Genomic DNA, 12,792 nt, shown 5'->3' with positions numbered 1-12,792 from the left:
CACGCGCCCGCCGACGACGTCGCAGCCGACCCTACGATGGCGCCATGCCGGAGCCACTGATCCTTCCCATCGCCGGGCACGCACCGCAGCTGCATCCGCAGAGCTGGGCCGCGCCGAACTCCACCCTCGTCGGCCGGATCATCCTGGCCGAGGGGGCGAGCGTCTGGTACGGCGCCACCCTGCGCGCCGAGACCGAGGACATCGAGATCGGGGCGGGCAGCAACATCCAGGACAACGTGACCATCCACGTCGACCCGGGTTTCCCTGCGCGCATCGGCGCCGGCGTGACGGTCGGACACAACGCGGTGCTGCACGGGTGCACCATCGGCGACGACACGCTGATCGGGATGGGGGCGGTGGTCCTCAACGGAGCCAGCATCGGTGCGGGGTGTCTGATCGCGGCCGGGGCGGTGGTGTCCCAAGGCACGGAGATCCCGCCCGGGCACATGGTGGCCGGGGTGCCCGCGAAAGTGCGCCGCGAGCTCGCCGACGCGGAGAAGGAAGGCATCAAGACGAACGCTCTTCTGTACCAGGAGCTGGTCAAACTGCACCGTGACACAGGCAACGTCTGACATCGGGGTCGTTGGGGTAAAGACCTACCGTGGGTAATCGGACTCTGGTCACCGGCGCGAGTGGCTACATCGGCTCGCGACTGGTCGCGGCGCTTCTGGAAAACGGGGACGACGTCGTCGCCGTCAGCCGTCACCCGGAGAGGCTGAGCGAATTCGGTTGGTACGACCGGGTTTCGACGGTCGAGTTGGACGCAGGTGACGCCGCCTCCGCGCGCCGGGCGTTCGATGAGGCCGGACCGATCGACGTCGTCTACTACCTGGTGCACGGCATCGGACAGCCCGGCTTCCGGGAGGCGGACAATCAGGCCGCAGCCAACGTGGCCGAGGCAGCGAAGGCCGCGGGGGTGCGCCGCATCGTCTACCTCGGCGGTTTCGTGCCGCAAGCACCCGACGGTGGGCCGCTCTCGGAGCACCTCGCCAGCCGCGCCGAGGTCGCCCACGCACTGCACGTCGACGGCGGGCCGGACGTGGTGTGGCTCGGTGCGGCGATCGTGCTCGGAGCCGGGTCGACGTCCTTCGAGATGATGCGCTACGTCGCCGACCGGTTCCTGCTGCTGCCGATGCCCGAATGGTCGGCCAACCCCATCGACCCGATCTCGGTCCGCGACGTCGTGTACTACCTCGTCGCCGCCGCGGACGACAAGGTTCCCGCGGGCTCGTACGACGTCCGCGGTCCCGAGACCACCACGTACGGGGACCTGCTGCGCACCTATGCGCGTATCGCCGGGATCTGGCGCACACCGGTACCGGTGTACGGCATCGACACCGGCCTGGTGTCCATGGTCAGCGGCGTCATCCTGCCCGTACCCGGCGGCCTGGCGGGCGACCTCATCGAATCGCTGGACTTCCCGATGATGGCGACCCAGGACGGGCTCTCCGGGCTGGTCCCCGATCCGCCGGACGGCCTCACGAGCATCGAGGACGCGATCCGCGCCGCGGTTACCAGTCCGGCACGCCGGCCCGTGGACGAGCTCGCCGACCCCCACCACCTCGCCGACACCGATCCGGGCTGGGCGGGCGGGGACGCGCTGCGGCTGCGCCAACTCGCCTGCGCCGTCACCCCTCACGTCGTCCAGCCGGTGCTCGGCCTGATCGGACTGGTGCCCAAACCCGTTGCCGCTGCCGTCCGCACCGGTCTCGATCACCTGATCGGACTGGTGCCCAAGGGGAGTACTGCGTGAACAGTTCAGAGCACACGCCGCTGTCCGGCGAGATCAAGCAGATCGCGCGCACCAAGGCGCCTGCGTTCAACGAACCGCCGTCGATGGTCACCCGGCGCAAGTTCGTCGTCGGGGTGTTCTTGCTGATCGGCGCGGCGCTGCTGGGCTATTCGCTCAGTCTCCCGCCCGGCGACAGCTCGTTCGTGTGGCTCACGCTCGCGCTGGCCGCGGTCTGGGCGATCGGGGCGTTTCTCTCCGGTCCACTGCACTGGGGGCACGTGAGTTTCCGCGGCCGCAACCAGCGCCCGGTGATCACCGGTACCGGCGTCGGCCTCGGTCTCGGCGCGGTGTTCGTCCTCGGCGCGCTGGTCGCACGTCAGATTCCCCCGGTGCGCGACTACATCACCAGCGTGCTGGAGTACGTCAACACCGCACCACTGTGGGCGATCGCGTTCATCACGGTGATCAACGGCGTGGCCGAGGAGATGTTCTTCCGAGGCGCGCTGTACACCGCGCTGTGGAAGTACAAGCCGGTGATCGTGTCGACGGTGCTGTACGTGATCGCCACGGCCGTCACGACCGGCAACCCGATGCTGGGCTTCGCGGCGATCATCCTGGGCACCGTGTGCGCGTTGGAGCGCCGCGCCACCGGGGGAGTGCTCGCCCCGATGCTGACGCACTTCTTCTGGGGTCTGGTGATGGTGCTCGCGTTGCCGCCGATGTTCGGCGTCTGAGCCGGCGGGTATCGCAACCGCCCGGGCCTCGAGCCTTGCCCCTGCCCGAACTCGACGAAATGGCGCGTTCTTCTCGCACTTTCCCGCCCGAACGTCGGTTTGGGCGGGAAGGGGGTCAGGAGTCGGTGAAGTTCGGCTCTCGGCGCTGCTGGAAGGCGCGCATCCCTTCGCGAGAGTCGTTGGCGTTCAACAGGATCAGCTGACCCTGCTTCTCGCGCTCGAGGGCGCCTTCGAGTTCGGTCAGCGTCGCGGCGTTGACGGCGTCCTTGGTCTTGCGCAATGCGACGGCCGGTCCGCGTGCCAGTCGCGCGATCACCGCGTCGACCTCGGTGGCGAAATCGTCGGCCGGATACACCGCGCTCACGAGCCCCCAGTCGAAGGCCTCAGCGGCGGGAATGCGCTCGGCCAGCAGCGCCATCCGCATCGCGCGGATGCGTCCGATCGCCGCGGCGATCAACGCCGAGGCGCCACCGTCGGGCATCAACCCGATCTTGGTGAAGGCAAGCATGAAAAACGCCTTCTCCGAAGCCAATACGACATCGCAGGCCAGTGCCAGCGATGCTCCGACGCCCGCTGCGGCGCCCTGCACCACCGCGACCGCCGGCTGCGGCAGGGCCACGATCGCGCGGATGCACCGGTTGGCCGCGTCGAGGACCTCGGCCGGCGTGCCCGACGCACCCGGATCGGCGTGGTCGCTCTCGCTGATGCCTGCCCCTGAGGAGAATCCGCGCCCGGCGCCCTCGATGCGCACCACCCGCACCTCGGGGTCGCCGGCGGCGCGATCCAGCGCGTCGGCCAGCGTGTTCAGCATGGGGGCGGTCAGCGAGTTCAGGCTGTCCGGGCGATGCAGTGTCGCAGTCAGAATGCCTCCCTCGCGGCTCACCCGGAGGTCGTCGATACCCACGTATTCCTGCGTCGTCGCCATAGTCAGGCACCCTAGGTGGGTCGAGAAGGTTATACAAGTAAGCTATGTCGGGCTCGACCGAGCGACCGAGACGAAGGACGGGTGGAGATGGCTGGACCTCTGCAGGGACTGCGCGTGGTGGAGTTGGCGGGCATCGGTCCCGGCCCTCACGCGGCGATGATCCTCGGCGACCTGGGCGCCGACGTGGTGCGCGTGGAACGTCCGGGCAAGGGTGGCGGGGCGCCGAGCGGTGACTACCTGCTGCGTAACCGGCGATCCATCGGCGCCAATCTCAAAGACCCGGCCGACGTCGAGAAGGTGCTGGGCCTGATCGCCAAGGCCGACGTGCTTATCGAGGGCTTCCGGCCCGGGGTCACCGAACGTCTCGGCCTGGGTCCCGAGGACTGCGCGAAGGTCAACGAGCGCCTGATCTATGCGCGCATGACGGGCTGGGGGCAGGACGGTCCGCGAGCTCAGCAGGCCGGCCACGACATCAACTACATCTCACTCAACGGCACGCTGCACGCGATCGGGCGGGTCGGTGAGCGTCCGGTACCGCCGCTCAACCTGGTCGGTGATTTCGGTGGCGGATCGATGTTCCTGCTGGTCGGGGTGCTCGCCGCGCTCTATGAGCGCCAGACCTCGGGCAAGGGCCAGGTCATCGATGCCGCGATGGTCGACGGCTCCAGCGTGCTGACCGCGATGATGTGGGCGTTCCGCGGCACCGGCATGTGGAGCGACGAGCGCGGCACCAACATGCTCGACACCGGTGCGCCCTACTACGACACCTACACCTGCGCCGACGGTCGCTACGTCGCGGTCGGGGCGATCGAGCCGCAGTTCTACGCCGAGATGCTCAAGGGGCTGGGCCTCGACGCCGCCGAGCTGCCCGACCAGAACGACGTCAGCCGGTGGCCTGAGCTGCGCGCGCGGCTGACTGACGCGTTCGGCGCGCACGACCGCGACCACTGGGCCGCCGTGTTCGCCGGCACCGATGCCTGCGTCACGCCCGTGTTGTCGTTCGCCGAGGTGGAATCCGAATCGCACAACACCGAGCGCGACACCTTCTACCGCGAGAACGGAAACCTGTACCCGGCGCCGGCGCCCCGATTCTCCCGCACCGTGCCCGACGCCCCGAAGGCGCCGGGTGTGCCGGGCGCCGACACCGAAGCTGTTCTGCAGGACTGGGTTTAGCCAACAGAAAGGAACCGATCAATGGAGATCAAGGACGCGGTCGCGGTCGTCACCGGAGGTGCCTCCGGTCTCGGTCTGGCGACCACGAAGCGCCTGCTGGACCGCGGCGCATCCGTCGTCGTGATCGACCTCAAGGGCGCCGAGGCGGTCGCGGAGCTCGGCCCGCGCGCGAAGTTCGTCGAGGCCAACGTCACCGATCCCGAGCAGGTGGCCGCGGCGCTGGACGCGGCCGAGGAGATGGGCCCGGTCCGCATCGATGTCAACTGTGCCGGTATCGGCAATGCGATCAAGACCCTCGGCAAGGAGGGGCCCTTCCCGCTCGACGGTTTCCGCAAGGTGGTCGAGGTCAACCTGATCGGCACGTTCAACGTCATTCGCCTTGCGGCAGAACGCATTGCCAAGACTGAGCCCATTGGCGGCGAGCGTGGCGTGATCATCAACACCGCGTCGGTGGCCGCGTTCGACGGGCAGATCGGGCAGGCCGCGTACTCCGCATCGAAGGGCGGCGTGGTCGGCATGACGCTGCCGATCGCGCGCGACCTGTCGCGTGATCTGATCCGTGTCGTCACCATCGCGCCGGGCCTGTTCAAGACCCCGCTGCTGGGCTCGCTGCCCGAGGAGGCGCAGGCCTCGCTGGGCAAGCAGGTGCCCCATCCGGCGCGCCTCGGCGACCCCGACGAGTACGGCGCACTCGCCACGCACATCGTCGAGAACCCGATGCTGAACGGCGAAACGATCCGGTTGGACGGGGCGATCCGGATGGCGCCGCGATGAGCGCTTGCGCGAAGAGCATCAGGCCGCAGATGAGCGCTTGCGCGAAGAGCATCAGGCCGCAAATGAGCGCTTGCGCGAAGAGAAGAGGGCAGCGATGACGATTCAGACCAAGTTCACCGAGGTCTTCGGTGTCGAGCACCCGATCGCCCAGGGCGGTATGCAGTGGGTGGGGCGCGCGGAACTCGTTGCGGCCGTGGCCAATGCGGGCGCGCTGGGCTTCCTGACGGCGCTGACGCAGCCCACGCCGGCGGATCTGGCCAACGAGATCGCCAAGACGCGGGATCTGACCGACAAGCCGTTCGGGGTGAACCTGACGATCCTGCCGGCGATCAATCCGCCGCCCTATGACGAGTACCGCCAGGTGATCGTCGACGCCGGCATCACGATCGTCGAGACGGCGGGGTCGAACCCGGCGCCGCACCTGCCGATGTTCCACGACAACGGCATCAAGGTGCTGCACAAGTGCACCTCGGTGCGGCATGCGGTCAAGGCTCAGAGCCTCGGCGTGGACGGCATCAGCATCGACGGCTTCGAATGCGCGGGGCATCCCGGCGAGGACGACATCCCCGGTTTGGTGCTGATCCCGGCGGCCGCGGACAAGATCGAGATCCCGATGATCGCCTCCGGCGGGTTCGCCGATGCGCGGGGCCTGGTGGCCGCGCTGGCCCTGGGGGCCGACGGCATCAACATGGGATCGCGGTTCATGTGCACCGTCGAGTCGTGCATTCACGACAACGTCAAAGAGGCGATCGTCGCCGGTGACGAGCGGGGTACGGAGCTCATCTTCCGCAGCCTGCACAACACGGCGCGCGTGGCATCGAATGTGGTGTCTCGGGAGGTCGTGCAGATCCTCGCCGGCGGCGGCCAGTTCGACGACGTCAAGGATCTGGTGGCCGGTTCGCGGGGCCGGAAGGTGTTCGACGACGGCGACGTCGACGCGGGAATCTGGACTGTCGGCACGGCCATGGGCCTGATCAACGACATTCCGACGGTGGGCGAGCTGGTGTCGCGCATTGTCACAGAGGCGGAGGACCTGATCCGCGGCCGGCTGGCCGGGATGGTCGCGCAGACCACAGCGGTCTAGCAGGGTCGTGACGTAGTCGCAGTACAGCGGTGAAGAGCGCGCGTCTGTCGAGGGCGCGCGCTCTTTGTCAGACTGCGGTAGGCAGGGTCTGCTCGTCGTCGAGCTGCTCCGACGTCAGCCCCTCGACGAGAACATCGCCGTGGTAGAGGGCGTCGAAATCAACCTTGATGACATCAGCATTGGTGTCGTCGATCCACATGTACTGAACAGTAACCACGGGCTCTAAGGAATCTTTGAGCCTCGTTTCGGAAAACTGTGGCAATTCTTACCCGCGGGTAGGTTCTGCCGGTCCCGGTGCTCTCGCGGGCGGTGATTACGGGGTCGTCATGGTTCGGTTCGGCAGTCGCAGGCGCCGCTACGATGGCGGCGTCAACGCAGGAGGCCCAGGTGCTGCAGCGGATCGCGTCGTCGGCCATCGCCGCCCCGCGCCGCATCCTCGCCGTCGCGGCCCTGGTCATGGTGGCCTGTGGCGTCTTCGGTATCCCGGTGGCCGGCGAGTTGTCGGCCGGCGGGTTCGGCGATCCCACCTCCGAGTCCGCCCGCGCGTCGCAGATCCTCATCGATCACTTCGATCAGGGCGACATGGACCTCCTGGTCAGCGTCACCGCCGACGATGGCATCGAGGCGGCCCGCCCGGTCGCCACCGAGATCGTGGCGGGGCTGACCGCCTCACCTCACGTCAGTCAGGTCAGCTCGGCGTGGACGGCGCCGCCGCAGGCAGCGGCGGCGTTGGTCAGTCGCGACGGCAAGACCGGGTTGATCGTCGCGGGCATCACCGGCGGGGAGACCGGCGCGCAGCGGCACGCCGAGGAGCTCGACGAGGCGCTGCTGTACGACCGCGACGGCGTGACCGTGCGCGCCGGCGGTGTCGCGATGACCTACGTGCAGATCAACGCGCAGACCGAACGGGATCTGCTGCTGATGGAGTCGATCGCGATTCCGCTGAGCTTCGTGGTGCTGGTGTGGGTGTTCGGCGGACTGCTGGCGGCGGGTCTGCCGCTGGCCGTCGGCGGGTTCGCGATCCTCGGGTCGATGGCGGTGCTGCGGGCCGTCACGCTGGTGACCGATGTGTCGATCTTCGCGCTGAACCTGTCGATCGCCATGGGGCTGGCGCTGTCCATCGACTACACCCTCCTGATCATCAGCCGCTACCGCGACGAACTCGCCGACGGCGCCGATCGCGAGCGCGCGCTGATCCGCACGATGACGACGGCGGGCCGCACCGTGCTGTTCTCGGCGATGACCGTCGCGCTGTCGATGGTCGCGATGGTGATCTTCCCGATGTACTTCCTGAAGTCGTTCGCCTACGCAGGTATCGCTGTGGTCGCGTTCGCGGCGCTCGCCGCGATCGTGGTGGCCCCCGCGGCGATCGTGCTCGCCGGTGACCGGCTCGATGCGCTCGACGTCCGGCGCCTGGTGCGCCGGGTTCTGCGGCGACCCGAGCCCGCACCCGTTCCGATCGAGCAGATGTTCTGGTATCGGTCGACGACATTCGTGATGCGTCGCCCGATTCCGATCGGCCTGGCTGTGGTGGCACTTCTGCTTCTGTTGGGCCTGCCGTTCCTCGGGGCGAAATGGGGCTTCCCCGACGATCGGGTGCTGCCGCAGTCCGCCTCGGCGCGGCAGGTCGGCGACGAAATGCGGGAGAACTTCGCGGTCGACTCGTCGAACAACGTGGTCGTCGTGCTGCCCGACACTCGTGGCGTCACCCCCGGGGATCTCGACGGGTACGCGGCGGCGCTGTCCCGGGTCGGTGACGTGACGACGGTGTCGGCACCCGGCGGCACGTTCGTCGACGGCACGAAGGTGGGGCCGCCGGGTGCCGCCGCCGGAATGGCCGACGGGAGAGCGTTTCTCACCGTCGGCAGCACCGCGCCGCTGTTCTCCGACGCATCGGAGACCCAACTCGACCAGCTGCACGCCATCGAGCCGCCCGCCGGCCGGGAGGCGATGCTGACCGGGCTGGCCCAGATCAATCGCGACAGCTCCGCATCGATCACGTCGCGGCTGCCCGCGGTGCTCGGCGTCATCGCCGCGATCACCTTCGTGCTGCTCTTCCTGCTCACCGGGTCGGTGGTGCTGCCGTTGAAAGCGTTGGTGCTTAACGTGTTGTCTCTGACGGCGGCATTCGGTGCCCTGGTGTGGATCTTCCAGGACGGCCATCTCGGGGCCCTGGGCACGACGCCCACCGGCACGCTGGTGGCCAACATGCCGGTCCTGCTGTTCTGCATCGCGTTCGGGCTGTCGATGGACTACGAGGTGTTCCTGGTCTCGCGTATCCGGGAGTACTGGTTGGCCTCGGATCGCAGCGCGGCGGCCAACGACGAGAGCGTGGCGCTGGGGTTGGCCCGCACCGGCCGGGTGGTCACCGCGGCGGCACTGCTGATGGCGATCTCGTTCGCAGCACTGATCGCCGCGCAGGTGTCCTTCATGCGGATGTTCGGTGTCGGCCTGACGTTGGCGGTTCTCGCGGACGCAACGCTGGTGCGGATGCTGCTGGTGCCGGCCTTCATGCACGTGCTGGGCCGGTGGAACTGGTGGGCGCCGGCGCCGTTGGCCCGCCTGCACCAGCGCATAGGATTGCGGGAGAACTGACGGGCGTTGAGGAGTTCGCTGATGGCTACCACTGTCGATAATCCCTTCTTCGCGCGCATGTGGACCGTGATGTCGGCCCGAGAGCCGGAATCGGTGCGGCGGTTGCGCCGGGAGAATCTGGCCGGGCTGACGGGCCGCGTGCTCGAGGTGGGCGCCGGCACCGGGACGAACTTCGCGTTCTATCCCGCCACCGTCACCGAGGTCGTCGCCGTGGAACCCGAGCGCAGGCTGGCCGTCGTCGCCGAGCACGCGGCAGCGCTGGCCGCGGTGCCGGTCACTCTCACCACCGACACCGTCGAGGGGTTCGGCACCGGTGAGCAGTTCGACGCGGTGGTGTGCTCCCTGGTTCTGTGCTCGGTGGAGACCCCCAAGGACGTTGTCGCGCAACTGTTTTCCCTGCTGAACTCCGGGGGCGAGATGCGCTACCTGGAGCACGTCGCCGAATCCGGGGCCAGGGGTGGCCTGCAGAAGGTCGCCGACGCGACGATCTGGCCGCGGCTGGCGGGCAACTGTCACACGCATCGCCACACCGAGGAGACCATCGCGGCGGCGGGGTTCCGGCTCGAAGGGCGCCGGGAGTACACGATGCCCCGCTGGATGCCACTGCCGGTCTCCGAGGTCGCGATCGGCCGGGCGGTGAAGCCGGCCTGACAGATCAGCGCGGCCGCTGCTAGATGCCCCCGCGGCGCAGCATTCGCCCCTGCGGGGTCGTGAAGTCGACCTTCCTGCCGCGAAGCCAGGTACTGGTCACGACGCCGGCCAGCGCGCGCCCGTCGTACGGGCTGATGGGGTTCTTGTGGTGCAGTTTGTGGACGTCGACCACCTGAGCGGACTCGGGCTCGAAGATCGCGAAGTCGGCGTCGTGCCCCAGTGCGATCTTGCCCTTGGTGGTCAACCCGGCGAGCGCGGCGGGTTTGGCCGCCATCCAATCGACGACCTGGGTGAGAGGAATCCCGCGGCGTTTGGCTTCGGTCCAGATCAACGACAGGCCCAGCTGCAGCGATGCGACGCCGCCCCACGCCACGCCGAAGTCGCCGTTGTCGACGTCCTTGAGGTCGACTGTCGACGGTGAGTGGTCGGAGACGATGCAGTCGATGGTGCCGTCGAGGAGGCCCTGCCACAGCAGTTCCCGGTTCGACGCCTCACGGATGGGCGGGCAGCACTTGAAAGCCGTTGCGCCGTTGGGGATCTCCTCGGCGAGAAGGGTCAGGTAGTGCGGGCACGTCTCGACGGTGATCCGGACGCCGTCGCGCTTGGCGGTCGCGAGCATGGGCAACGCGTCCGACGACGACAGGTGCAGGATGTGCGCGCGGGCGCCGGTCCATCGCGCGCGCTCGATCACCTCGGCGATCGCGACGTTCTCGGCGCCGCGCGGGCGGGAGGCCAGGAACCGGCTGTAGCGGTCGCCCTCGGCCGTCGGGGCGCGATCGATGGCGCGCGAGTCCTCGGCGTGCACGATCATCATGGAGTCGAAGCCGGCCAGCACGGCCATGTCCTTCTCCATCTCGTCGGCGTCGAGGTGCGGGAATTCGTCGACGCCGGAGTGCAGGAGGAAGCATTTGAACCCGAACACCCCGTCGTCGTGCAGGCCCCGCAGATCGCCGGTGTTGCCGGGGATCGCGCCGCCCCAGAAGCCGACGTCGATGTGCAGCTTGCCCGACGCCGCTGCGCGTTTGGCGTTCAGCGCGTCGACGTTGACTGTCGGCGGGATCGAGTTCAGCGGCATGTCGATCAACGTGGTGACACCGCCGGCCGCCGCGGCGCGGGTGGCGGAATCGAAGCCCTCCCACTCGGTGCGTCCCGGCTCGTTGACGTGAACGTGCGTGTCGACCAAGCCGGGGATCATCACCTGCTCGTCGGTGAGTTCCACGGTCTCTGTACCGGCGAGGCCGCTGCCCAGCGGTTCGATCGCAACGATGCGGCCGTCGCGGATGCCGATCTCCCGGGCGACGATCCCCGCGGTCGTCAGCGTGTGCGTACCGCGGACGACCAGGTCGAAGTCTTCTCGGTTCGTGATGGCGTCGGCGGTCATGGGTGGCCTCCGTTCCGACGGACAGTACTTCCTCATCGTGGAACTGCTATTCCACTCTTCGGGCGACTGTAGATGTGAGCGGAGGCACAGTCAATCACGTCAGACGCTTGACAGGGGGCGCCTGCGTGCGGGTTACTTGAGACACAGTGGAATGTAAGTTCCACCAGATGGAATTCCAGCGACGGCGCCGGTCCTCGGCGCTCCGACCGTGACAGGCATGTCCATGAGCACAGAGTCCCCCCGGCTCGTCAACGATTCAGGTCGCGGCGTTGCTGCCGACACCACCGCGGCCGCCCAGGTGAGCCCCACGCTGTACAACCCCGATCTCGCACCCATCAAGCGCGACGGGCGGCGGTGGGGCGCCTACAACATCTTCACCCTGTGGGCCAACGACGTGCACAGCCTCGGCAACTACTCGTTCGCCATCGGCCTCTTCGCCCTGGGGCTCGGCGGCTGGCAGATCTTGCTCGTGCTGGGCCTCGGTGGCGCGTTCCTGTTCCTGCTGCTGAGCCTGTCCGGGTTCATGGGCGAGAAGACCGGTGTGCCGTTCCCGGTGATGAGCCGCATCTCGTTCGGCATCCGCGGCGCGCAGATCCCCGCCGTCATCCGCGGTGCGGTCGCTATCGCCTGGTTCGGCATCCAGACCTACCTCGCCTCCGTGGTGCTGCGCATCCTGATCGTCGCGCTCGCGCCCTCGGCCGCGACGCTCGACACCAACAGCGTGCTGGGCCTGTCGACGCTCGGCTGGATCTCGTTCGTCGCACTGTGGGTCGTCCAGGTGATCATCGTCAGCTACGGCATGGAGATGATCCGCCGCTACGAGGCGTTCGCCGGCCCCGTCATCCTCATCACGATGGTCGCGCTGGCGATCTGGATGCTCAGCAGCGCCGACTGGTCCATCGCGTGGACGACGCCCGACTCGCTCACCGGTGTCGACATGTGGTTGCAGATCGTCGGCGGCGCCAGCCTGTGGGTCGCGATCTACGGCACGTTCGTGCTCAACTTCTGCGACTTCACCCGCAATGCCACCTCGAAGCGCGCCATCATCGCGGGCAACTTCTGGGGCATCCCGCTCAACATGCTGGTGTTCGGCGGCATCGTGGTGACGCTGGCCGGCGCCCAGTTCCGCATCGACGGGCGGATCATCGAAGCGCCCGCGGACATCGTCAAGGAAGTGCCGAACACGCTGCTGCTGGTGCTCGCGGCTCTCGCGCTGCTGATCCTGACCGTGGCCGTCAACCTGATGGCGAACTTCGTCGCCCCGATCTACGCCCTGAACAACCTGTTCCCGAAGCACCTGAATTTCCGTCGCGCAGCGCTCATCTCGGCCGTCATCGGCCTGGTGATCCTGCCGTGGAACCTGTACAACTCGCCCGCTGTGATCAATTACTTCCTCGGTGGGCTCGGCGCCATCCTGGGGCCGCTGTTCGGCATCATCATGGCCGACTACTGGCTGGTGCGTCGTTCGCAGATCAACGTGCTCGACCTGTTCACCACCGACGCCAACGGTGAGTACCACTACACGAAGGGCGTCAACACGCGTGCCGTCGTCGCACTCGTCATCACTGCGGTCGCGGCGCTGTTGATGGCGTTCGTCCCGGCGTTCAAGGTCGTCTCCGAGTTCTCCTGGTTCATCGGCGCGGGGCTCGGCGCGATCGTCTACCTGCTGGTGGCCGATCGCCGGGGACCGTTCACCGACGTCTCCGGCGAACCCATCGCCGTGGCGAGCACGCACTAGGACCG

12 protein-coding genes are annotated in these 12,792 nt (G+C 68.0%); 9 read left to right on the top strand and 3 right to left on the bottom strand.

The annotated features are described in order from the left end of the window. Nucleotides 1-44: 44 nt before the first annotated feature. From ACXYX3_RS19405 to ACXYX3_RS19395, 3 genes are read left to right on the top strand one after another with little or no spacing between them, the layout of a single operon-like run. Nucleotides 45-572 carry a gamma carbonic anhydrase family protein gene (locus ACXYX3_RS19405; protein WP_458608657.1) on the top strand — a complete coding sequence of 176 codons (528 nt, stop codon included), beginning with the start codon at nucleotides 45-47 and terminating at the stop codon, nucleotides 570-572. A gap of 29 nt (nucleotides 573-601) precedes the next feature. Continuing rightward, nucleotides 602-1,753 carry an NAD(P)H-binding protein gene (locus ACXYX3_RS19400; protein WP_458608656.1) on the top strand — a complete coding sequence of 384 codons (1,152 nt, stop codon included), beginning with the start codon at nucleotides 602-604 and terminating at the stop codon, nucleotides 1,751-1,753. Then, nucleotides 1,750-2,466, top strand: coding sequence for a CPBP family intramembrane glutamic endopeptidase (locus tag ACXYX3_RS19395; RefSeq protein WP_374238418.1), 717 nt, complete (start codon nucleotides 1,750-1,752; stop codon nucleotides 2,464-2,466). The genes ACXYX3_RS19400 and ACXYX3_RS19395 overlap by 4 nt, the downstream gene beginning before the upstream one ends. Nucleotides 2,467-2,581: 115 nt before the next feature. On the opposite strand, the gene ACXYX3_RS19390 is transcribed toward ACXYX3_RS19395, so the two are convergent. After that, on the bottom strand, nucleotides 2,582-3,391 hold the full coding sequence (locus ACXYX3_RS19390; protein WP_241207067.1) for an enoyl-CoA hydratase: 810 nt from the start codon (nucleotides 3,389-3,391) through the stop codon (nucleotides 2,582-2,584). Nucleotides 3,392-3,478: 87 nt separating this feature from the next. Between ACXYX3_RS19390 and ACXYX3_RS19385 the strand changes: the two genes are divergently transcribed. From ACXYX3_RS19385 to ACXYX3_RS19375, 3 genes are all read left to right on the top strand, one after another. Beyond that, the gene (locus tag ACXYX3_RS19385; protein WP_241207068.1) at nucleotides 3,479-4,564 is read left to right on the top strand and encodes a CaiB/BaiF CoA transferase family protein; all 1,086 of its coding nucleotides are present in this window, start codon (nucleotides 3,479-3,481) and stop codon (nucleotides 4,562-4,564) included. A gap of 21 nt (nucleotides 4,565-4,585) precedes the next feature. Then, nucleotides 4,586-5,338: a 3-hydroxyacyl-CoA dehydrogenase gene (locus tag ACXYX3_RS19380; RefSeq protein ID WP_046364338.1), complete on the top strand. Its 753-nt coding sequence runs from the start codon at nucleotides 4,586-4,588 to the stop codon at nucleotides 5,336-5,338. 94 nt (nucleotides 5,339-5,432) lie between these two features. Then, nucleotides 5,433-6,422: an NAD(P)H-dependent flavin oxidoreductase gene (locus ACXYX3_RS19375; protein ID WP_458608655.1), complete on the top strand. Its 990-nt coding sequence runs from the start codon at nucleotides 5,433-5,435 to the stop codon at nucleotides 6,420-6,422. A gap of 67 nt (nucleotides 6,423-6,489) precedes the next feature. Here ACXYX3_RS19375 and ACXYX3_RS19370 read toward each other — a convergent pair whose 3' ends face one another. Then, complete coding sequence (locus ACXYX3_RS19370) at nucleotides 6,490-6,621, bottom strand: hypothetical protein (protein ID WP_110797964.1); 132 nt, start codon at nucleotides 6,619-6,621, stop codon at nucleotides 6,490-6,492. Nucleotides 6,622-6,809: 188 nt separating this feature from the next. On the opposite strand from ACXYX3_RS19370, the gene ACXYX3_RS19365 reads away from it, so the two are divergent. Together ACXYX3_RS19365 and ACXYX3_RS19360 are read left to right on the top strand one after the other, a co-directional pair. Next, nucleotides 6,810-9,017: an MMPL family transporter gene (locus ACXYX3_RS19365; protein WP_458612147.1), complete on the top strand. Its 2,208-nt coding sequence runs from the start codon at nucleotides 6,810-6,812 to the stop codon at nucleotides 9,015-9,017. A 21-nt stretch (nucleotides 9,018-9,038) separates the two neighbouring features. Continuing rightward, nucleotides 9,039-9,668: a methyltransferase domain-containing protein gene (locus ACXYX3_RS19360; protein WP_458608654.1), complete on the top strand. Its 630-nt coding sequence runs from the start codon at nucleotides 9,039-9,041 to the stop codon at nucleotides 9,666-9,668. A gap of 19 nt (nucleotides 9,669-9,687) precedes the next feature. Here ACXYX3_RS19360 and allB read toward each other — a convergent pair whose 3' ends face one another. Continuing rightward, a complete protein-coding gene (gene allB / locus ACXYX3_RS19355) occupies nucleotides 9,688-11,049 on the bottom strand; it encodes an allantoinase AllB (protein ID WP_458608653.1) in 1,362 nt (453 codons plus the stop codon). 223 nt (nucleotides 11,050-11,272) lie between these two features. Here allB and ACXYX3_RS19350 point away from each other — a divergent pair, with 223 nt between their 5' ends. Next, nucleotides 11,273-12,787 (top strand): NCS1 family nucleobase:cation symporter-1, encoded by a 1,515-nt coding sequence (locus ACXYX3_RS19350; RefSeq protein ID WP_458608652.1) that lies wholly within the window; start codon nucleotides 11,273-11,275, stop codon nucleotides 12,785-12,787. Nucleotides 12,788-12,792: the final 5 nt, after the last annotated feature.

Source organism: Mycobacterium sp. Panama NTM2 (genome assembly GCF_054355555.1).
Note: the sequence above shows the minus strand (reverse complement) of the source record. Positions and strands in the feature narration are given on the sequence as shown.